16 protein-coding genes are annotated in these 21,677 nt (G+C 50.6%); 4 read left to right on the top strand and 12 right to left on the bottom strand.

The genetic code is table 11. The features are described from left to right. Positions 1 to 17: 17 nt before the first annotated feature. On the top strand, positions 18 to 1,133 hold the full coding sequence (locus tag SH451x_RS02855) for a lysylphosphatidylglycerol synthase transmembrane domain-containing protein (protein WP_479360846.1): 1,116 nt from the start codon (positions 18 to 20) through the stop codon (positions 1,131 to 1,133). A 28-nt stretch (positions 1,134 to 1,161) separates the two neighbouring features. Here the strand turns inward: SH451x_RS02855 and SH451x_RS02850 are convergent, their stop codons facing one another. The 4 genes from SH451x_RS02850 to SH451x_RS02835 form a co-directional block, all read right to left on the bottom strand. Further along, positions 1,162 to 2,712: a protein kinase domain-containing protein gene (locus tag SH451x_RS02850; protein ID WP_479360845.1), complete on the bottom strand. Its 1,551-nt coding sequence runs from the start codon at positions 2,710 to 2,712 to the stop codon at positions 1,162 to 1,164. A 34-nt stretch (positions 2,713 to 2,746) separates the two neighbouring features. Continuing rightward, the gene (locus SH451x_RS02845; RefSeq protein ID WP_479360844.1) at positions 2,747 to 5,917 is read right to left on the bottom strand and encodes a hypothetical protein; all 3,171 of its coding nucleotides are present in this window, start codon (positions 5,915 to 5,917) and stop codon (positions 2,747 to 2,749) included. A gap of 106 nt (positions 5,918 to 6,023) precedes the next feature. After that, positions 6,024 to 7,463, bottom strand: a complete 1,440-nt coding sequence (locus tag SH451x_RS02840; protein ID WP_479360843.1) for an MBOAT family O-acyltransferase — start codon at positions 7,461 to 7,463, stop codon at positions 6,024 to 6,026. Further along, entirely contained in the window at positions 7,460 to 8,464 is a 1,005-nt protein-coding gene (locus SH451x_RS02835; protein ID WP_479360842.1) for a hypothetical protein, read from the bottom strand. Before SH451x_RS02835 ends, SH451x_RS02840 begins: the two co-directional genes overlap by 4 nt. A gap of 180 nt (positions 8,465 to 8,644) precedes the next feature. Between SH451x_RS02835 and SH451x_RS02830 the strand changes: the two genes are divergently transcribed. After that, on the top strand, positions 8,645 to 11,179 hold the full coding sequence (locus SH451x_RS02830) for a DEAD/DEAH box helicase (RefSeq protein WP_479360841.1): 2,535 nt from the start codon (positions 8,645 to 8,647) through the stop codon (positions 11,177 to 11,179). On the opposite strand, the gene SH451x_RS02825 is transcribed toward SH451x_RS02830, so the two are convergent. The 3 genes from SH451x_RS02825 to SH451x_RS02815 are packed head-to-tail and all read right to left on the bottom strand — an operon-like array spanning position 11,165 to position 13,868. Then, a complete protein-coding gene (locus SH451x_RS02825) occupies positions 11,165 to 11,887 on the bottom strand; it encodes a prolipoprotein diacylglyceryl transferase (RefSeq protein ID WP_479360840.1) in 723 nt (240 codons plus the stop codon). The two genes, SH451x_RS02830 and SH451x_RS02825, sit on opposite strands and share 15 nt — an antisense overlap. Positions 11,888 to 11,913: 26 nt before the next feature. Beyond that, on the bottom strand, positions 11,914 to 12,627 hold the full coding sequence (locus tag SH451x_RS02820) for a sensor histidine kinase (RefSeq protein WP_479360839.1): 714 nt from the start codon (positions 12,625 to 12,627) through the stop codon (positions 11,914 to 11,916). Positions 12,628 to 12,668: 41 nt separating this feature from the next. Further along, positions 12,669 to 13,868, bottom strand: coding sequence for a S26 family signal peptidase (locus SH451x_RS02815; protein ID WP_479360838.1), 1,200 nt, complete (start codon positions 13,866 to 13,868; stop codon positions 12,669 to 12,671). A 378-nt stretch (positions 13,869 to 14,246) separates the two neighbouring features. Here SH451x_RS02815 and SH451x_RS02810 point away from each other — a divergent pair, with 378 nt between their 5' ends. Together SH451x_RS02810 and SH451x_RS02805 are read left to right on the top strand one after the other, a co-directional pair. Further along, the gene (locus tag SH451x_RS02810; protein WP_479360837.1) at positions 14,247 to 15,965 is read left to right on the top strand and encodes a glutamine--tRNA ligase/YqeY domain fusion protein; all 1,719 of its coding nucleotides are present in this window, start codon (positions 14,247 to 14,249) and stop codon (positions 15,963 to 15,965) included. Between the two features lie 12 nt (positions 15,966 to 15,977). Next, complete coding sequence (locus SH451x_RS02805) at positions 15,978 to 16,199, top strand: hypothetical protein (RefSeq protein WP_479360836.1); 222 nt, start codon at positions 15,978 to 15,980, stop codon at positions 16,197 to 16,199. A gap of 61 nt (positions 16,200 to 16,260) precedes the next feature. Here SH451x_RS02805 and bioD read toward each other — a convergent pair whose 3' ends face one another. From bioD to SH451x_RS02780, 5 genes are all read right to left on the bottom strand, one after another. Then, positions 16,261 to 16,959 (bottom strand): dethiobiotin synthase, encoded by a 699-nt coding sequence (gene bioD, locus SH451x_RS02800; RefSeq protein WP_479360835.1) that lies wholly within the window; start codon positions 16,957 to 16,959, stop codon positions 16,261 to 16,263. Next, entirely contained in the window at positions 16,952 to 17,941 is a 990-nt protein-coding gene (gene gluQRS, locus SH451x_RS02795) for a tRNA glutamyl-Q(34) synthetase GluQRS (RefSeq protein WP_479360834.1), read from the bottom strand. Before gluQRS ends, bioD begins: the two co-directional genes overlap by 8 nt. A gap of 63 nt (positions 17,942 to 18,004) precedes the next feature. Continuing rightward, positions 18,005 to 18,871 carry a lipase family protein gene (locus tag SH451x_RS02790; RefSeq protein ID WP_479360833.1) on the bottom strand — a complete coding sequence of 289 codons (867 nt, stop codon included), beginning with the start codon at positions 18,869 to 18,871 and terminating at the stop codon, positions 18,005 to 18,007. Between the two features lie 2 nt (positions 18,872 to 18,873). Further along, a complete protein-coding gene (locus SH451x_RS02785) occupies positions 18,874 to 20,196 on the bottom strand; it encodes a citrate synthase (protein WP_479360832.1) in 1,323 nt (440 codons plus the stop codon). A 97-nt stretch (positions 20,197 to 20,293) separates the two neighbouring features. Continuing rightward, the gene (locus SH451x_RS02780; protein ID WP_479360831.1) at positions 20,294 to 21,664 is read right to left on the bottom strand and encodes a hemolysin family protein; all 1,371 of its coding nucleotides are present in this window, start codon (positions 21,662 to 21,664) and stop codon (positions 20,294 to 20,296) included. Between the last annotated feature and the right edge of the window lie 13 nt (positions 21,665 to 21,677).

The following is a 21,677-nucleotide window of genomic DNA, read 5'->3' as shown; positions in this document are numbered from 1 at the left end:
CCTTGGAACAGCTAGGAATGTGGCGACAAGAAGTCAGCGTTCCGAACTTCGTCTTGAGTACGTTGGAAGATGGAAATGTCAAAATAGCGATGCCAGAACAGCCGGCCACGTCGAAGAGCAAACTCTGGATTCAGGTCTTGAAGGTTCTGATCGGAGTTGTCATTTTAGCCATCCTTGCTTCGCGCATTGATCGGACAGCGATTGACCATCTCGTGAATCACCCCAAGCGTTGGGATTTACTCGGTGTTGCGATGATGTGGGTCTTGCTGGCGCATTTGATCACTTACTTGCGTTGGTGGCAGATGGTGGTTTCGTTGGGTGTACCGCTGTCCCTAGTAATTGCTATTCGCGTGGGGTTCCTGGGAACGTTATTCAATATGGTTTCAGTCGGAGCCATCGGCGGAGATGTATTCAAGGCCGTGATCGCCACGCGCGCGGCGCGAGACAAGATGCCCGAAATCGTCGCGTCGGTTCTAGTTGACCGCATTGTGGGACTGATCGGACTAATACTTGTTACGTCAGTTTCATTTGAAACGTACGCTCGGTTGGCTTCGAGCCCAATATCCTTTTCCCAAGACATGCAGTATCTGCGCTACTTTTGCTTCGTCGCTGCGATCTCGTCGATCATTGGCTTGGTTGTCCTAGCGAGTCTGGGAAAACATTTTCCTGCGCACTGGTTTCGAAGACTACCCTTGGTCGGTTCGATGGCAGTCAGGATGGCGTCTGTCGCTCATGTTCTTCATGGAAGACCATTGCTTTTGGCCTTTCAAATTGCGTTAAGCTGCGGCGTACATATCGCTCTGACGCTTGGGTTTTATAGTGTGTCGCGAGCTTTTTACGACCAAGCCCCCGGTTTTCTCGAGCACATGATCACGATTCCACCTGCGTTTGCCATTTCAGCGTTACCCATAACACCTGGTGGTGTCGGTGTATTTGAAGTTGCCGTTGTGCAGATGATGAAAGCATTACAATTGAGCGACGCTACGTTTGATCAATTGATCGTAGTCGTCCTCGCCGTCTACCGTCTGTTCTTGCTGGCGACAGCGGCGATCGGAGGGGTTTATTACATCTTCGGTTTCGGAAGACTTGCCAAGGCAGAAGAGAAGATCGTGGCTGACCTTAGCCAGAGTTAAGCTACCTCAAGAACGTAACGATTGTATGTCACAATCCTTCGAGCACGACTCGTAACTCGCGCGGCATAATCTCATTGACGAGCGTTTTTTGGCGATCGCCGAGAAGTTGATACCGCGCAACGGTCATACTTTTGTGTGCGGAGGCGGCTTCTTTATTACCTTCAAGATTGGCCTTCCAATGTTCCGTCGCACTGGTCAGGACGTCGACAATATTATCAATGGATGGATAGCTTCGAATCTTATTTATCCATTTCGCAGCGGCTTCTGGTTTTTCAAGACGCAATTCATACCACGCCATATGAAGCCATGCTTTCATGCAGTACGCTTTGTTGACTTCATCAAAGGTTGGTGAAAAATATTGCTCTACGGCGGCCCAGTAGGCGGGGGAATCTTTGAGCAATGCGAGAGCATACTGGTCTTGAACTGACGACTGTCTGGGCACACCTAGTTGAATCGGAGTCGGCTCGGGAAGCAAACGCCGTTGCGGCGTAAAGGCGGTGACTGAGTAAGCCGCAAAACCAGCAGCGACTATACCAATCAAGGCAAGTGTTCCTCGAATGAGCTTGCGGCGAGTCTCATCGGCTAACCTCGAATGCTGCGTCGTAGCCCGCTGGAGCGCTGCAGTATGTTCGCTTGTAACAACCGCTTGATCAATTACAACGTTTGGTAGGGGGAGAGGCAGATCGGTTGGAAAAGGCCGCGGAAGCGATTCTGCCACCGTTCGGAGCGCACGATTGAGTTCGTTTGGTGATACAAATCGATCTTCCGGTTTCTTTTCTAATAGCCTTTCGACAATTGCGATCAACTCTTTCGGAACGTCGGGTCTAAGCTCGGCAAGATTTGGCACTTTGTTTTGCACATGCTGAACTGCCAACGATAAAGCTGTATCGCCTTGAAAGGGTGGCCTCCCGCTCAACATATGATAAGCAGTTACACCTAACGAATAGAGATCGCTTCGAAAGTCAACCGCTTGCCCCTGAATCTGCTCCGGACTCATGTACGTAGGTGTACCGAGTGCAATGCCGATCTCCGTTAGGTTTTCCTTTGAACTATAGGCTCGCGCGAGCCCAAAGTCTGTTACTTTAACTTCGCCATCAGTAGTCAACAGAATGTTATCGGGTTTGATATCGCGATGGACGATGCCGATACTGGCGGACTTGGAAAGGGCGGCTGACACTTGCAAGAGAATCGATACGGTCTCTTCAACGCTCAACGACCCCATCCGTTGGATATAAGAGCGTAGCGAACTGCCAGCGATATACTCTTGTGCAATAAATTGAATTGATTGGTAATCGCCAACGTCGTACACTTGAACGATGTTGGGATGAACCATCGAAGCGGCGGCTCGAGCTTCTTGGAGAAAACGTTTTAGATGTTCGGCGGATGAGGCCAAATCCATACGCATAACTTTTAGCGCAACATGCCGCTGCAAGTTCTCCTGGAATGCCAAATATACATCGGACATCCCGCCGCTACCCAGACGGTGCAAGACGCGAAACGGCCCAATAGTGCGATTTGTCAAATCGATTCGGTCGATAGACCTGACCGAAACCGATTCACTAGATACATCGCTACTCAAATTAAGCCCAACCACCAACGCGTTTAGATAAGAACTAAAGAGACTTCCAGTTTATACGAAGCAGCAGCGTCTCGCAGCCTTTCAATGACAGAAGAATATCGCCTGCATCAATCGCAGGATTGGATTGTGGTTCTCCTTCTGCATTCACAACGCTAGCCTTCTCAACGTCCCTGAAAAAGCCAAGTCTTACCGTAGAACTTTTTCCTGTCGCCTCTTGAACCCAGAGATACGCCACATCTCCGTTCGAACCAGCCTCGGTCTCATTCGCCTTGCCCTCAATTTCCAAGTGATTTGCTTGGAAAAAAGTGGTATTCAGCCAGCGAAGTTGTATACCGCGCTGTGAACTGGTTACGAAAGTCGCGGAACTTTGGTTTGCGGATAGCGGTTCAAATCCTGAAAAAACTAGCGGCTTCTGGCACCAAGCCGCGTGCGCCTGCAGCGGATCGGGGAGGTCGATCCCCGCCAAGATACTCCCGCTTTCCCCATTTCCCAAATGAGTGTCTAAATACCGCGATTCTTGCCGTGCGTGAACATTCTGACCGCCAAACATTAAATGCAGTCGGTGTTCCGCATCGTCAACTTCCATGACATCGGGGCAAAAGACCGTCGCCGAAGCCGCCTTGGTGGGAATCGTTTGCGGCCATGTCCTGAGCGTCGCCGCATCGCTAGGCCACGCTGTCCGCCACACAGGGACGCCAGCCCAAAAACCACCGGTTCCGCCTTCTACACCCTGAACTCGCTCGACCAGCCATTCGACCTTCGGCGTAATCTGGAGGCATCTACTTCCTCGCCACAACTCATACAACACCGTAAACTTGGCGATCGCTAAACTCTTGTGAACCAAAATGCCTTTCGCTGAAACGATCGCAGACATGGTCGAATTGTGTTCTAACGTCAAAGAAACATCTCGAGTTGTCGCGTAGACCTTCTCCCTCTTCTCTCGTTCCTGGACGTCAGTCGTAAAGAACGCAGCGTCAGCAATCGTCAATTGGCCGCTCATCCGGCTGCCACGCTTTCTGGCAACGAGAAGCGAACGCAGATGGCCAGTGCTAGGATCAAGTTGAACGTCCAAGAACTCGTTCGTCAGTGATTTTGCGGACGCGGCAATCAACTGACGACGCACGGACGATGGCGAACTAACGCTTGAACCTGCCGAACATTTAAATTGAGCAACGCCCATTGCTGGAACGTCTACGATAATTTCATTTCCACCGCGCAGGCTTTCTGGCATTGCATCAGCAAGTCCACGAGAGAACAAACCTGCAGCACTCGAGGATTCCTCCGCAGCATAAACTCGGTTTTCTTCGTCGGAAGTTAAGGCAAATTTTCCCGCTCGCAACCAGTACCGCTGTGGTGCACTGCTAGGATTAATAACCGTTACGACGCCCGACTCAAGCTCGACCGTTTTCGCCATCGTTGGCGTAGCCTGATATCTGCTGCGTTCGGACCCTGTTGCCCATTTGTCATTGGCGACAATCGATTTACCTGACAAAAGCCCAGACGTTACCCCAGCCAGACTCGCCAATTGTTGACTTAGCTCTTCATCTTGCTCGCCAAACTCGCATGCTTCTGCCCAACCACTGGAAACACCTGCGATTTGTGGGACAAAAGCGTTCATGTCGGCCGATGACCGAACGTCGCAGCGGCGAAGATACTGGCTTGCACTCTCGACGAAGCTCTCGACTTTCTCTCGGTCTTGCTTGCGTTTCATCCAATTGCACAGTTGCAAAAGCAAGGCGGCAAAGCTGGCGATTGATTCGGCAAGTCTAATTCGCTGACGAACGGTTTGCAATTCAATACAAAATCGAAGATAACTATTACGAACAGTTGGAAGCGAGTACTTGAATTGTGAAGTAGGAAGTGTGGTGTTACTGTAGGCTTGTCCGGTCTCTTCAAAATACCGTGCCAGCGTAATCCACTTCCCAAACGCAGTTGTTCGTTCGGTAGCCAACCGCAAATCAATGAAGGCTTCACTGTAGTCGTTTGGCCAGTGTGCGAACAGCAACGTGGGAACTTGGTGGTAGTCGAACTGCTTCGCCAAATCGACGCCAGATGATAAAACGTTGAGCGCAGAATTCGCATCGGATATAAATGCCGCAACTGCGTCGATGGTCGATCCATCAGCAGACTGCCAGCGGATCTTGGCCTGATCGCTGCGAGGCAAAGCACCATCTAGCCAAGCGGACAAGACTGCGTAGGGATAGCCAGCGATCCGATACAACTGCGCGTCGTTCGGCCGCACGCCTCCGGTTAATCGAGAGAAGGCAGTCGGTTTCTGCTTTAGCCCCAACGTTTCATACGCAGCAATTCCTGACCGAAGATCGCGCAGGAGTGTTCCTTGTCCCAGCCACGGATGTGCGGACTCTTTCTCAAGCCCTCCGGCAATCGAGATTTCTTCTTGATTGGCTTTGCTGACAAGCAATTCAAACGCGTCCGGATTGGCTGACTTCAATATGCTCAAGTTGTCAGCACTAATCAAGAAGTTTTGCTCGTGCTGTTGCTGCAACTGCTGGCTCATCGAACTTCCCAGCGTAGTTCCGACCACCAACGTCAGGTCGATCAAATTTGCCTGCTGAGAAAAGTACCGATCCCGCTCTTGAGAAATTTGATCATAACAGGACTGCAGCCAGCGTTCTGTTTCTTGTGCATCGTCGTTCAGGAAAGCTTGAGCCGCCTGAGTGACTTGTTCATGAAAAAGGGTCTGGTCAAGGTTGGTGTTATAATGCACCTTCCTCGTCAGAACATGCAGTTGCAAATAGGCGAAACCAAGTGCGAAAAAAGAGCGGCACGTAATGGGGCTTCGCGGCGGAATAGAATTGGCGATGTCAACCGACTCAAACGAAGCGACCAGTTCGCGATCAATTAATGAGACGCCCAGCGCTTGGGCAATCGCTTTCAAATTTCCCTGGCGATCGCCCAACGAATGCAATAAGAGATTGTCGCCCAATTCAATCCGCTCGCGAAGCGTCGAATCGAGATGACTTTCGGAGGCCTTTGGAACCAAAATCAGCGACGACTGGACATCAAGAGACGAACTATCGCTGCGTTTCCATTCAGGCAAGCCCGATACGGTAACGAGAAATGCGGGATGCCATAGCGAAGTCCAGCAAGCATGATAGTCGGCTGCCGTTTCTTGATCCAAATTCCGCGGCAAATCTTCAAGGGAGTAGCAGGGCTGGACAATTATGAGCCGTTGGAGAGGCATATCAAGACAAAATAAGGGAGGAAGCGAACTGCCTCTAATTTAGTTCATCTTGACGATCTATCACAGCGCCCTTGGAATGCAAAAGTGGAAAGACGAGCGGAAGCTTTCAAAACTGAAAGTAGATGAAGCCTTCCGACTGGGTTCCGGGCGCTAACAGCAAAGCCAGCAGAAACCAAGCGAACATGAAGCTCCACGAGAGGCCTTTGCGAAAACCCCAGACTCCAATTGTGTCGGTTTGTCGAAGTGCTGACGCGATCGCAACCAGCCCACCATAGCCTAAGATCGCGATCCACAACGAAGGATCATAGGCTGGACCAACCAAGCCATTTGCCCAGTCAAAGTCAACCACCTTTCGCAAACACAATATACTTTCACTCCAATTCGTCAGTCGGAAGAAACACCATGCTACGCAAACTGCATTGAACGTTAACGCTACGCATGCTCCTTTCCAGAGATAACCTCGCATGCCAGTCATTTCTGCCAATTCGTTTCGGATCGAGAATCGAATCCAGACGCGATGAGCGACCAAATAGAGTCCATGCAGGCCACCCCAAATCAGGAATGACCAACTCGCACCATGCCACAGGCCACCTAACAACATCGTGATCATTAGGTTTCGATTCGTTTGCCACCAACCGTGTCGACTGCCTCCCAGCGGAATATAGAGATAGTCGCGTAAGAACCGAGACAACGTCATATGCCAGCGATGCCAGAAGTCGGTAACAGAAGTTGCCAGATACGGCAAATTGAAATTCTCAGGCCAGTCGTAACCGAACACTTTAGCGATCCCCCTCGCAATATCTGTGTAAGCCGAAAAGTCAAAGTAGATCTGAAGAGCGTAAAGATATATGTACGGCAGCGAACAGACTCCCGCAGTAGTCGTATCTCCAATGTGGGCAAAAAATGGATTGATCGCCTCAGCAATCCGATCTGCAAGCACGACCTTTTTGAAGAACCCCCGCGCAATTAAATAACTAGCGTCCAATGGATCGATCGATCTCTGCGGCATATCGCCAGGTGCAAGGCGATTGAGAAATTCGTTCGGACGAAGAATAGGTCCTGCAACCAGATGCGGAAAAAACACCGCCGAAAGCGAGTAGCGAGATAGGCTGCTGAACGCCGGATGGACCTTGCGATAGACATCGACCATGTAGGCAATTCCGGTAAACGCAAAGAAGGAAATGCCGTAGGGTATCTCCCATTGATCCGCCGATATCATCCAGTCAGGTTTTCTAAACAGCCCACTACATAACTGCACTAACAGCGGGGCATATTTGAAATACGCTAAAAGCGAGAGGTTGAACACGAGTCCGGTCGCAAGCACTCGTCCAGGATATCGGCTTTTTTCGATCCTTATTGCGATCCACCAATTGCAGATGCAATACGCTAACAATACCGGAAGTAGTTTCCAGTGATTATGGCCATAAAACCCAAGGCTTGCGATCAACAGCCAACCAATCGCTAGCTTTTCATACCTACGAAGCAACCACCAACCGCAGAAGACCAGCGGCAGAAACCATGCAAATGCAGTTTCAGTAAACGTCACCGCTTCGTCTCCGCGCCCACGTGACTCAGCAGCGAAGAGAGAAGTATCGCATTCCCTCGCGTCGAAAAATGGTGATCTGGGATAAACAATGTCGACTTCTCTGCTTCGTCAGCAAAAGAGTTCCGAACATCGCAAACATCCATCGAACGCGAGACAGCTAGCTCGGTTATCAAATCCTGGAAGGCAAAACCCTGTCCTCGAGTAATCTGTTCGTATGTAGGTATCAACAGAATGGTTACTCTCACCCCTGACCGGCTTGATTCACTCGCTAGAACATCAAAGATCGATTCATACTGCGTAGCCAACTCTTGCGGAACTTGAACAGTCAATTTTCTTGCATAGGAGTTTGGTTTTGGCACCGGATTCGAGAACCTCAACCAACTCGCCAGTCCCAATCTGGTGACGTCTGTCCACATAGGCGCTTGATAGGTAATTACACCGTTCGAGTTTGCGCGTATTGTTTCGAGCGGGTGCTGGGCGAGAGGCGTGCTGTCAAGTGGCATCAAAGCAAAAACGATACGCTTTGGGCACAACCCATTATTTAACAAGAGCCGAACTTGCGCAACTCGAATGGGCAGCCATTCATTCTTGCCTAAGTAGAAAAAGGTCTTATCGGGCATTGCAGCCGCAGCTGAATCACCTAGCATGCCATCCATCTGAACAAACGAATTTCCAAAGAGCGCCCACTCAGGCTGGCAGTCAGAAAAAGGCGTGTACCTTTGCAGCTCGGCTCTGTTGGCCTCTTCAAAGCTCGCGAAATCGAGATAGTCGATTCCTAGCTGCAGATCGGACTTAAAAACATCTCGACCGGGCGACAATTCCCCCAGATATGGTTGGATGTCTTGCGGTGGAAATATTCGCAGATAGACTTCACCGAGAGTACCAACGACTAACAAACCCACGAGGATTCCCAACAGCGTCGAGCAGACTCTTCGGAATCGTTCGAGATAGCACATGGCACCAGCCGCAAGTGACAAAACTTTCTTGTGGGTTTTAAGCACCTGGGGATACATAAAATGGCGTTTCGCGTCGAGATCAATCCCGAGCTTGCTGCCAACTCCTTTGCCGGTTTTAGGATCCTCTATCGAAGTGGTTTTATCGGTAACTCTGTCGACGAACTTGCTGCCTAAATCGTTGCTAAAGGTCTAACGAAATCGGGCAATTGGCTCTAAACTGTTGCCATGACGCGAAACACGGACAACCCACCCAAATCAACCAGTTCCTCAGAAATAGACCGCGACACCATTGCGGCTGAATACTTTGAGACACTTCTCTATCCACCGTATCCGGTCCAAGAGGAAGCGCTGCTTGCGTATTACACCAGCGACGAAGGCGTGCTGGTATGTGCTCCTACAGGGACGGGCAAAACGCTGATTGCAGAGGCAGCGATCTATGAGGCCCTGCGCACCGGCAAGCAGTGTTACTACACAACACCGCTCATCGCTCTGACCGACCAGAAGCTCGACGAACTAACAGCAACGGTTCAGCGATGGGGTTACCCGGCGGAAAGTGTAGGGCTCGTGACCGGAAATCGTCGAGTCAACGCGAACGCTCCTATCCTCGTCGTCGTCGCCGAAATTTTGCTGAACCGATTGTTGCACCCAGACGCGTTCAACATGGACCAATGCCTGGCCGTAGTGATGGATGAATTCCACTGCTTCAATGACAATGAGCGCGGGATTGTTTGGGAGATGACACTTGGCTTTTTGCCGAAACATGTTCGCACGCTTCTCTTGTCTGCCACCGTCGGTAACAGTATCGATTTTCTCGGTTGGCTACGACGCTCCCACGGGCGAAACTTGGAGTTAGTCCAAGGTACAGAGCGAAAAGTTCCACTTGCCTTCAACTGGATTGATGACAAGTTACTAGACGAACATCTTGAATACATGTTTGAAGGTGACGACGAAACACGCCGAACTCCGGCACTACTCTTTTGTTTCAACCGTGATCAGTGCTGGCAAGTTGCGGAGATGCTAAAAGGCAAACGCTTGGTCGACAAGGCTCGGCAAGCAATCTTATCCGATCGCTTGGACCAATATGATCTCTCAAAGGGTGCTGGGCCAAAGCTCAAGGCGATTTTACAACGCGGCATCGGCGTGCATCATGCCGGAATTTTGCCGATGTATCGACGTATCGTTGAATCGCTGTTCCAAGAAAAACTACTTAGCGTTGCCGTCTGTACCGAAACTCTTTCCGCCGGCATTAACCTGCCAGCGCGATCCGTTGTACTGCCAACGATCTTGAAGGGCCCCAGAGACAAAAAGAAGCTTGTCGAGGCGAGCACGGCGCACCAAATTTTTGGACGAGCAGGTCGTCCTCAATTCGACAAAGAAGGGTTCGTCTATGCGCTGGCGCACGAGGACGATGTAAAACACTTGAGGTGGAAGGAAAAATACGATTCTATTCCGGAAGACACCAAGGATCCTCAACTGCTCCGGGCCAAGAAGCAGCTCAAGAAAAAGATGCCCAAGCGTCGCGAAGGTGAAACATACTGGAGTGCAGCGCAATTTGAGCAACTACGCAACGCTCCTTCTGCCAAGCTTGTTAGCAAAGGCGATCTGCCGTGGCGTCTGCTGGCTTACATGCTCCTGCAATCTTCTGACGTGCAATTGTTGCGAGATCTAGTAGGGCGCCGTCTCATGGCTGCGACTGATATTGAACGAGCTCAAAAACGACTCAACCAAATGTTAGTAACTCTCTGGTCTACCGGATACATCGACTTGCAGCCACCGCCTCGAGCCGCAGAAACAGCGGCCCAGGAGAGTGTTAAACCTACCAAAGTAGATCCCTTCGCAAGAACGAAACCGGAAGGGTTGCTGGCGGGCTTCGATCTCTCGAAATTAGAATTGCAAAAGACTGAGAAAGCGGAGCCGGCTGAACCTGGTGATATCGATGATGAGGAGGAGACCGAAGTAGACTCGAAACCACTGGCAGACACGAACGTGCAGTACGAAGTAGTCGACTACAAACCACTGGAAGCCAAGCCTAAAGAAGACGCAGAACTGCTGTTGCACTTGCGCAGTATTAATCCGCTGTTCGGCATGTATATGGCAGATCAATTACTTCATGCTGACCTTACCGAACGCGTCCTCGCGCTCGAAAGCGTTCTGGAGCTACCTCCGAACGTCGCCGCTCAAGTGCGTGTCCCTCCGCCCGAAGAGCTTCCGTTTGGGCCACTCGCTACCAACCATTTGCACGGCAGATTGCTCGAGTTGGGTCTGGCTACTCCACCCGAACTTACCGGCCGCTGGTCAGACGACGATGATGAAGACGAACAACAACAACGCGAACAATTCGGTCGCAGAATCCCGCCACCTTGGCCAATGTCGTTAGGCGAGAAAATTCGGAAGCTTTTCCAGTATGATGTACCTGGAGTTCATGACGTCAACGTGCGAGGTGTTTGGGTTGTCGGCGAGTTGCTGCAATTCAATGGCGAATTCTTTAAGTATATCGCAGCCCGCGGACTGCAAAAACAGGAAGGAATTCTTTTCCGACATGTGTTGCGATTTACCATGCTGTGCGACGAAATCGCTTCGGTCCCCCCAATCGGCAGCACTCCCGAAGACTGGGAAGATGTGTTCGACGATCTAATCGACACTCTTTCCGCAAGCTGCCGCGCTGTTGACCCTGAAAGCACCGACGAAGTATTAAGCGGAAAGCTCGAGAACGACGAACTGCTGATCGGAAACTTGACGCGAGCGTTACGCCGCAGCTAAACGTCTCGCATCGCGATACCAAAGTGCCAATAAAACAATCGCAAGCAACAGACAGGCAAACTGATACGCGGTAAAGCCCGAGATCACTTTAGCCTCGGGACGTATCCATTCCGTCATGAAGCGATATGTCAAATATCCCAAAAGATACACTTTAAGCCTCTGGTGTTTTAATATGTCATGCTTGGCAAGAAAATAAAACAGGCAAGCGCTGATAGCATGAAAGGCAACTTCGTACAGCTGAGTCGGATGCCGCAGGATATTTGAGTCTGCATCGACCGATGCGAAATGAACACCCCAAGGCAGATCAGTCGGCACTCCAAAACAGCAGCCGCCAACATAACATCCAATTCGACCCACAATGATCGCCACTGCAATCGGCATCACAAAGTTGTCACCAGTGGATTCTTTGATACCGAACATCCATTTCGATATTTCTACCGCCACATATCCACCAAAGATTCCTCCCAAAATCGTCTTTCCATCAGCGAACCAAAAATAGCCCGACGCGATGCCTTCCCAACCCTGTTCAAATATGAACGGCAATCGCGCTCCTAAGATCGCTCCAAGAAAGGCCGCGATTCCAATCGCAATTTTGGTATCAGGCTCAAGCGCCGAACTCACTTTTTGGCGCCGATACGTCCAGGCACACAGGGCAACAGCGGCCAACATGATCAGCATGTACGCAATTTGAATCCAAGCAGATCGCATTACTGCACAAGTCTGAATGTGGTGTACTAAGACGACAACCTTGCGACCGTCGGGAACTCAAGAATAAATTTTGTGCCACGACGCGCTTCGCTCTGAACGCTGATGCGGCCACCATGTGTTTCGATAATCTTTCTCGCCGTTGGCAAACCCAACCCACTGCCGCCGTTCTTCGTCGAATAGAAGGGTTCGAACATTTTCATAGCTGTATGATCATCCATGCCACAACCTGTATCGATCAAATCCATTGCCGCTCCACCGGGAATGGCATAGGTTCGGATGACGAATTGACCTCCATCAGGCATCGCTTCCAAAGCGTTCTTTACCAAGTTGATCAGAGCCGCTTGCAACGAATCGCTATGCAGCATTACAAGCGGTAGGTCAGGATCAAAGTAACGTACAACTTCAACATCTTGCTGGTCAGCTTGAGGTTGAAAGAGTCGCAGTACAGTCGAGATTTGATCATTGAGATTCCCTGGCGTCATCTCGAGATCCCGCATGCGAGCGAATCGGAGGAAATCCCGCAGCAGATTCTGCATGCGCTCGCACTGCTGTCGTATCAGATCGATTTTTTGTACGGCCCGACGGCTGCCACTCCAACTACTCTCCTCCAGTTCTTCGCTTAGCAAGTCCACGTTCATGTGGATCACGGAGAGCGGATTTTTGATTTCGTGCGCAAGCGAGCCAGCCAATTCCGCTAGCTCGTGATACTGTCGACGCAGATCTTCTTCAGTTTGACTCATAGTTGATTCAAAATCGTAACGGATCACCGGTTTTGAAGATGTTACTCCAATAGGCCCAGTGACTGCGTTCTTGCACGATAACTTTCTGGCGAAGAAAACGGTACGATACTTAAAATACTCGATTGCAAGATTCCGTCAGGATACACTTGGCGAGAATCTAGTGAAGAGGCTACGTTGTCGCCCAATACGTGCACACCTGTAACTGCAGGTAATGTATAGTCCAGTTCACCCCGCGGTCCGCGATAAAAAATATCGCGAAGCAACGACACTTGATAGGGTACTGGGCGATCTGTTTCGACACGAAACTGAATCGGGCAAAACGCCGAAACCTCTAAGCCGGCATCTGCGATAGGTTGAAAACCGAAAGCACTCGCACTCGCACTTGCCACCGCGTCTTGCGTGTTGGAATCGCTCGCAAGCAAGTGAGCGTCGGAGTTTAGATCCGATTCCACGAATTGGTAAGCAGCGAAATTCGCTTCCTGCCCAAGCAAGATTTGTCCATCGACTAAAGCAATTACGACTCCTGTTTGTTCATTGTTGGTTGGTTGAGCGTAAGATCGGTTCTCGGTCCTCAACACGTACGACTCTGCTTGGCCGTCGATTGCGAGCGTTCCTTCAATCGTTGAGCGACCAATGCTCACCGTCGCTTGCACGGTATGATTGTGATACCAAGCCCGGCAATCGATCTGAATCGGCAACGAAGAATCCTTAAATGCGAAATGCAGTCCAATATCTGGCACCACGAGAAACGGTCGCGATTCGTCATAGTACCACGGCGATTCATCCAAAATAGGCGAAGCATGGCGAACAAGCGACGGTCCAACTCGCGGATAAAAGCTGCTTGGGAAGTAGCCGATCGCCCGGGGCGGGATCGTCGAATCACCGCGTATCGATCCAACCAAGCTTGCCGATTCAATTTCCACGGCGCGGCTTAGAAACAGCGGCAGAGTTGCCTGCGCGCGAAGCCCATTTCGAAAAAGGTCGCCATTTGAGATTTGCAACTCTTCTCCCGGCAGAGCGGCTACCCGTTTTATCTGCAGATTTGAAGTTCCCGCTACGGCTTCATTCTGAAATGGAAAGACGACTAGCTCGCCAAATTCAGGCACCCGATCCGGTGGGTTCTGGGTAAAGCGAAGCTTTTCGCCAAACTTTTGGGAGCCGACAAGGACTTCGCTAGCACATCTCGGGCACAAAACCGATTGCTCCGATCGGTCGACAGGCGGCGAGTAGAAGGATGCCAACCCACAACTTTCACAGTAAAAATAGGATCGAGGTCCTACTAAACAAGGCTCCATAGAACTTCCGGCGACAATTCCAGAACCGATTGACGCCCCTGGCGAGGTCGGCCGGAGCGCATTCGTGCCCACTACGGTTAGAGCAAAGGACGAAACTGCCACGTAAAGCCATCCTCGTTTCCGTTGCGACGCTCCAAATCCAGGTTGGTGGCTTCGACCAAGCAAATTTCCGCCCTTATTGTCGTGGCTAAAGATCGCTAGAATCACAGACCAGTTCCGACAGTTGCCTTCTGAGGCGAGAATGACGCTGTGCGGCACATGTTCCGAGGCTCAAAAACCGAGCCATCCATTAAATATTAAATCATCGCGAGAGAGCTAACAGGGATGAATCGAGATAATTGGGATGTCGACGTAAGTTCGGAAGATTCTCCAGAACCCAAACACTTGAATTTTATCGAGCACGAAATCGAGAAGGATCTCGCGTCGAGCCGCTTTGCTGGGCGAACTTTTGCAACGCGTTTCCCCCCGGAGCCTAACGGATATTTGCACATCGGGCACGCAAAAAGTATCTGCTTGAATTTTGGACTTGCGAAACGATACAGTGGCAAATGCAACTTGCGATTCGACGATACGAATCCCGCTGCCGAAAGCGACGAGTACGTCCAGTCGATCATGAACGACGTTCGATGGCTTGGATTCGAATGGGATGAACTCCATTACGCATCCGACTATTTCGAGCAAATCTACGAGTGGGCAGTAAAGCTGGTCAAAGCCAAGAAAGCCTATATTTGCGATCTCGATAGTGAACAGATGCGCGAAATGCGAGGTACGCTGACCGAACCAGGTAAGAATAGCCCTTTCCGCGAGCGAAGCGTTGAAGAAAACCTCGACTTCCTTACACGCATGCGAGCAGGAGAATTTCCTGAAGGCACAAGAACGCTACGTGCCAAGATCGATATGGCGCACAGCAACCTGAACCTACGCGACCCGGTAATGTATCGAATTATGCACACGCCTCACCATCGCACTGGTGACAAGTGGTGCATTTATCCCATGTACGATTGGGCTCATGGCCAAAGCGATAGTATCGAAGGAATTACGCATTCAATTTGCACGTTAGAATTCGAAAATCATCGCCCACTCTACGATTGGTTTTGTGCTTCTTTGGCAATACATCATCCACGGCAGATCGAGTTCGCGCGACTCAATCTAACTTACACAGTGATGAGTAAGCGTAAGCTGTTGAAACTGGTCGAAGAGAAGCTGGTATCTGGCTGGGACGATCCTCGTATGCCAACTATCAGCGGCATGCGTCGTCGAGGATATACGCCAGAAAGCCTGCGCAACTTTTGTGAGCATGTAGGTGTTGCAAAATTCAATAGCACCATCGACGTCATCGTTCTCGAAAACGCTGTTCGAGAACACTTGAACGAAATCGCTTGCCGCTACATGGCCGTTCTCGATCCCGTCAAAGTAGTGATCACCAATTATCCTGAGGGGCAAGCAGAGGATCTGGAAGCGGTCAATCATCCTGAACGCCCAGAGGAAGGCAAGCGAACGCTGCCGTTCGGACGAGAGATTTTTATCGAACGGGACGACTTCATGGAAAATCCTCCGTCAAAGTTCTTCCGACTTCAAATCGGTGGCGAAGTTCGACTGCGCTATAGCTACATTATTCGTTGCGAAAGCATTGAAAAAGACGCTGACGGCAACATAACTCAAATAAACTGCACCTACGATCCAGAGACAAAATCGGGGTCGGGCTCGACACGCAAAGTAAAAGGAACCATCCATTGGGTGCCGGCCAAGGAATCGGTTCGAGTTCCAGTTCGATTGTACGACCGCCTTTTTCACAACGAATTCCCAGAAGACGCGCCTGAAGGTCAAACATTTTTGGACAACCTCAACCCCGACAGTGTGAAAACTTTGTATGCTCAAGTCGAACCGGAACTTGCAAAGTTAGAAAAAGGCACAAGAGTTCAATTTGAACGGACGGGTTATTTTGTAGTCGACACTGTCGATTCAAAACCCGGCGAGCCCCACTTCAACCGAATTGTGACACTCCGAGATACCTGGGCGAAAATTCTTAAAAAGGGCAACTAAAGGGCAGGCGAAATGTCAGAAGCACCATCATCCTACGACGCGGATCAACCATCAACTTCCGCAAAGAAACCCTATTCGCCTCTCGCGCTAATCGTTGTGCTTGGAGTCGTTGTTCTGGCATTCGGCAGCTACATCGGTTACGAATTCATGCTCGAAATGCAGGCCTCTGCTCCGGTAGACGTAGAACCGGAATTCACGCCATTCGGGCCCGACGATATTGGTCAACGCCGTTGATATCTGTTGGTGCTGCCAATAAGCGAACGATACGGTGCGAAAATAAAAAACAGACACCCGTTTATTTTTGCCTTGGGATCAGCGTCTTCGCAAACGCTGCTGGCAAGGCTTGATCAAAACGGAGGTCCAGCGTCTCGGGCGCCTCGGATTGCAAATACTGCGGGTACAACTGCCGAAATAGCAAAACGTTGCTCTCGAGCAACTCGTCGGAAGCGAACTCCAGGCGAGATGCTTCGTTAAATACCACGGCTACGATCTCTATCCCTCGCAGCCGGAGCACAGAACAGACTAGCATGGCTTGATTGATAGCCCCAAGCCTATTGCCGACAACAACTAAGGCGGGCAGTTTTGTTGCTTCAGCGAAATCTAGATTCGAAGTAGTTCGCGTCAGCGGCGACATCACTCCACCCGCCGTTTCGACCACGACGTAATCGCTTTGACTGTGCCACCAATCCAAGCCGGACTGGATCTTTCCCTCGTCAATTCGCAGTCCTTCCGATTCGGCGGCCAAAACTGGTGCAACTGGTTTTGTGAAGCGATAGGGACAGACACGCTCTATTGGATACTTGTTCGAAAGCGATTCAGCAAGCCGCACTGCGTCGTCGGCACTTCCTCCGGTGCATCCCGATGCGGCCGGTTTGTACGCACCGACATGCAACTCGAGCGACAACAGCGCACGAATCAGCTGGCAAGCAACCGTCGTCTTCCCGATTTCCGTGTCGTTTCCAACAATTACGCAACCGCGTTTCTTTTCACGCATCAATGTTTCTCATTTCATCAATCGCCTTCTGAGCATCAAAAACGAGCGGTGATTTATATAGCGTATGACTCAGATCGCAATCCAACAGATCACGACAACTTCGTTTCATCAACCGCGAAACTAGTCCGGAATGCCATGCAAGATATCCAATCAATTGCTCCGGCGCTATTCCTAGTTCTCGCAATGAACTGAGTCGCGTATCTCCATGTCGCTTCGCTAGCCGCCTGCCGTCTGTCCCAACAACCAAAGGCGCATGAAAGAAAATTGGCTTTTCCCAATTCAGATCGTCGTAAACTGCATTCTGCCGAAATGTGCTGAACACCAAATCGGCCCCGCGCACGACTTGATTCACGCCTGCATCATGATCATCGACAACTACAGCGAGCTGATAAGCGGCTTGATCATCCACTCGCCACACAACAAAGTCACCGAGCTCCCGTGCCGGATTAATTTCTTGCAAGCCAAGAAACGAATCGGCGAAGCTCGCGTGCGAAGCATCCCAACGGTATCGCCAACAGAACGGCGTGTTCGAAGCTTGCAGCTCATCTGCAGATTGCGGATCGCGGTGTCGGCAAGTTCCAGGATAAACCATACCATCCAAGTGAGATTCATGCGGCGCCGACGCCGTCGCAATGTCAGAGCGACTGCACGTACAGGGATAGACACGTCGGCGGACAATCAATTCGTCCAACACCATTCGATACCGAGTTGTGCGCAGCGACTGGACCAATTCAGGTCCTGCTAGTAGAGGCGATCGCGGCGAGGCGTCCCAGTCTAATCCGAGCCACTCCAGGTCATCATAAATCTGCTCCACGGCCCATGGCTTTACCCTTGGTGTTTCCAAGTCTTCAATGCGCAGAATCAGTTGACCGTCGGCAGATTGACGGAGCAAAAGCCATGCAAACAAGTAAGTTCTCGCATTACCGACATGTTGTGCTCCGGTGGGAGAAGGAGCCAAGCGCCCGATAAAATGCGTGTGCATAACGACCTAGAATCGTGCCCAGTGATGTGTGTCGGTGTTGCAAACAATCCACGCTACAAATGCTTAACCAGGAGGAAGTTGGATTTTAGGGTCCGGAAATTTCCTGCCAGCATGCAGCGCCATTACCAGTTTGCGAATGTTCAAAATATAGTCGACCATCGAATGGTCTGCTAAGTAGTCTAGTTTCCAGCGCCGGAGACTTTTGATCAGACCTTTGAATCGGTCCTTGCTGCGTGACCAGGAATAGACTTTCTTCAAGTTTCCATTGTGATCCAAGTACAACTCGATTCCGCTATGGCGATACCCAAGCCAGCGAGGAGGAACGCGTGTGACAATATCGTTATTGTTCACCCATCGATAGTGGGCCAACTGCACGGCGTGGATGTAGCGTTTGTTCCCGACTCTTGGGGAACCGAAGGTAAAAAGAGCGCGAGGATTGGTCGAAATTGATGAAAACTTACAACGCCCGGCACAAACCATCGCCATGGCCGCCCCCAAAGAATGCCCCGCAAAATATGTCGGGCGCGTATTATTGGCAATCCGCTTCTCAATCAGCGGCCACAGATGCTCGACTTCGCCATTGAACCCTTTGTGCACTCGTCCCACATCCAGCAAAACGGTAAGCGCGTTCGCATCAGCTCTCAGGTCATCCCATTGGTTTGGCTCGGTGCCCCGCGCCACGATGACTAAGTCATGCTCGTTGCTAAATAGATAAGCTTGCGCTCCATCGCGATCAAGAAACTCGCAGACAGAAATACCAGCGTTGCTGGCGATTGATTCTATCTGCGCCGGCGGAAAGTAAGCCAACCTCGAAAGTTGGGCCATTAACAATGACTGCTCTAACCAATGCAATTGGGCAATTGGGTGACTGAGCGCGATCGAGATATCATTGGGAATCAATCGATCGCTGATCCAAGCAGCGTCGTCCACTTCTAAGTACTCTTGCGATCGTTCATCGGTACCCAGTCTCGGATCGGCTCACCGATGTAGATCTGCCGAGGCCGCCCAATCCTTGCACTCATTTCATGCATTTCAACCCAGTGCGCAATCCAACCCGGCAGTCGTCCAATTGCAAACAACGCTGTAAACATCTGCACTGGAATTCCCATCGCACGATAGATTACACCAGAGTAAAAGTCGACGTTGGGATAGAGTTTTCTTTCCACAAAATAGCTATCTTGCAAGGCAACCTGCTCGAGCTCTTGAGCTACGTCGAAAAGAGGATCTTTGAGGTCGAGTTTGGCCAGCAGTACATCGCAAGCTGCTTTGATGATTGTTGCCCGCGGATCATAGTTCTTGTAGACGCGATGTCCAAAGCCCATCAATCGGAAGTTGCTCGATTTGTCTTTTGCCAGCTCGACGTACTTCTTCACATTGCCGCCATCGTCAGCTATTTGTTGCAACATGCTCACGCAAGCTTCGTTCGCACCGCCGTGACGCGGCCCCCACAATGCACAAATACCCGCCGATACGGATGCGAACAGATTAGCATTGGACGAACCGACCATGCGAACAGTAGACGTACTGCAGTTTTGTTCGTGATCAGCATGAACAATCAGCAGTAGATTCAAAGCCTTAATAAAGTCTGGGTCGGTCGTGTATTGCTCGCTTGGCACCGAGAACATCATGTTGAGGAAGTTCTCGCAATAACTCAAGCTATTGTTAGGATAGATGAACGGCTGGCCGAACGATTTTTTATAAGCGTAGGCAGCAATCGTCGGCAACTTGGCAAGCAAACGGTGGATCGACACTTCGACTTCAGCCGGATCGTGCGGGTCTAACGCGTCTTGGTAGAAAGTAGAAAGAGCGCCTACGACGGATGAAAGAATCGCCATGGGGTGTGCATCGCGAGGGAATCCGTTGTAAAAGTTCCGCATGTCTTCGTGCAACATCGTGTGCTTTCGAATCGATGCCCGGAACTTTTCGAGTTGTTCTTGAGTCGGCAGCTCGCCATAAATCAGAAGATAGGACGTCTCGATAAAATCGCAATTTTCTGCGATTTGTTCGACCGGATAACCGCGGTAGCGAAGGATTCCTTTATCCCCGTCCAGAAACGTAATCGCACTCTTCGTCGATCCCGTGTTCGCGTAGCCTTCATCCAGCGTAATGTGACCAGAATCTTTCAACAGGGTCGAAATGTCGAAGCCGCGTTCGTCTTCGGTGCCCACCACCACGGGAAATTCGTACGTTTTTTCCCCCAACGTCAACTTCGCTACTGCCCCATTCGTGTCTTTTTCTCCGCGCGTATTCGGCATGTAGCAACTCCCAAAGTTCTTAATATCTCGGAAAAATCTTGTCAAATTCCAAGAAGAATACAATCAATTCGATAGCGTTAGCAGTTTAACGATTAACCTACAGTTGAGCAATCGACCGCACCGGTGCATAGCGGTCTAATCCTGGGTTCGTCGCATCAGTGTGCACTAAATGTAACTGTTTGACTTGGCGATCCGTCGCGGTACGGACATGAATTTCAACTGGACCAATCTGCAGCACCGTGCCTTCCTTAGGAATACACCCCAAACGAGTGATGACAAGGCCTGCCAAGGTCTCGTAATCGTCTGACTCAGGCAAATCCCAACCGACGACTTGGTTGAATTTTTCGACTGAAACTCTGCCTTGAGCATCCGCGATCGCTCCGTTCTCATACTGCGTGATTTCACTGCCTTCTTCTTCATCTAATTCATCAGCAATTTCACCGACGATCTCTTCGAGGGCGTCTTCGATGGTTACCACGCCCAGCGTTTCTGAAAAATCGTCGACTACAATCGCCATGTGAGACCGACGATGAAGAAAATCTCGCAGCAACTCATACACTGGCCGGCTGCCCGGAACTCGCCAAGCGTCACGCAGCAGCGGTCGAATATTAATTGAATCCGACGCGACGTCAGTATTCAAAAAAGTAATGAGATCCTTGACGAACAGAATTCCAATGATGTTATCGAGCGAGCCTTCGTAGACCGGCAAGCGTGTGTGACCAGACCGATCGACTTCTGCGATCAATTCCGGCCAAGGCGTATGAATATCGATAGCGTTGACTTCACTGCGATGGGTCATAATGTTCTGGACTGGATTTTCGTCCAAGTTCATGACGCCCTGGATCATGTCTCGCATCCCTTTGCGCATCAATCCATCGCGCTCCCCGGCCGTGACCATCGTGCGAATCTCGTCCTCCAACGACTCTTCCTCGAAGCTATCATCTTGGACTTCATCCCCTAGCCGATGCCCCAGCCACTCGAAAAAAGCTTCCAGTGTTTGCAATGGCAACGAGATGTTCGTAATCAGCCGCCACAATGGCCACGTATGGTAAAGAATGCGAGAAGCTCGCTCTTGCACAACCAACTGCGGCAACCAGATTCGAATCGCCATCAATCCAATGGCCGTGACAATGACGAAGACAGTTTTTGCATAACCGGTGATGGTCGATACCGGTTGGTTGTCGGATATTCGACGCTGCTGTTCAACGGTAGGTAGGTAAATAAGAAACAGCGAAGTCCCAAAAACTAACGCGATGGTAACACCTATTAAGAACAGATAGGTGCAAGCCGTGGTACCAGCGTTTTGCAGGTCCAAAATCTGACCAAACCGCTCGCGTTTCCTGCGCAAGCGACAGTAGCTTTCCAGCGAGCGACCATTGAAACTCGAAAGCAAGTGTGTACCAAAAGCTCCGAGGATAGCGATCACCACCCCCAAGCCTGCCGCTGTCGCAGCATTGACGCTGTCCATTCCCCTCCTCGAA

The organism is Njordella aestuarii, from assembly GCF_056494165.1.
Note: the sequence above shows the minus strand (reverse complement) of the source record. Positions and strands in the feature narration are given on the sequence as shown.

What these genes read in the sequence shown, in the direction of transcription:
- SH451x_RS02855 (WP_479360846.1), top strand. Translation starts at nt 18, where the DNA reads ATGTGGCGACAAGAAGTCAGCGTTCCGAACTTCGTCTTGAGTACGTTG.
- SH451x_RS02845 (WP_479360844.1), bottom strand. Translation starts at nt 5,917, where the DNA reads ATGCCTCTCCAACGGCTCATAATTGTCCAGCCCTGCTACTCCCTTGAA.
- SH451x_RS02830 (WP_479360841.1), top strand. Translation starts at nt 8,645, where the DNA reads ATGACGCGAAACACGGACAACCCACCCAAATCAACCAGTTCCTCAGAA.
- SH451x_RS02825 (WP_479360840.1), bottom strand. Translation starts at nt 11,887, where the DNA reads ATGCGATCTGCTTGGATTCAAATTGCGTACATGCTGATCATGTTGGCC.
- SH451x_RS02820 (WP_479360839.1), bottom strand. Translation starts at nt 12,627, where the DNA reads ATGAGTCAAACTGAAGAAGATCTGCGTCGACAGTATCACGAGCTAGCG.
- SH451x_RS02810 (WP_479360837.1), top strand. Translation starts at nt 14,247, where the DNA reads ATGAATCGAGATAATTGGGATGTCGACGTAAGTTCGGAAGATTCTCCA.
- SH451x_RS02805 (WP_479360836.1), top strand. Translation starts at nt 15,978, where the DNA reads ATGTCAGAAGCACCATCATCCTACGACGCGGATCAACCATCAACTTCC.
- bioD (WP_479360835.1), bottom strand. Translation starts at nt 16,959, where the DNA reads ATGCGTGAAAAGAAACGCGGTTGCGTAATTGTTGGAAACGACACGGAA.
- gluQRS (WP_479360834.1), bottom strand. Translation starts at nt 17,941, where the DNA reads ATGCACACGCATTTTATCGGGCGCTTGGCTCCTTCTCCCACCGGAGCA.
- SH451x_RS02785 (WP_479360832.1), bottom strand. Translation starts at nt 20,196, where the DNA reads ATGCCGAATACGCGCGGAGAAAAAGACACGAATGGGGCAGTAGCGAAG.
- SH451x_RS02780 (WP_479360831.1), bottom strand. Translation starts at nt 21,664, where the DNA reads ATGGACAGCGTCAATGCTGCGACAGCGGCAGGCTTGGGGGTGGTGATC.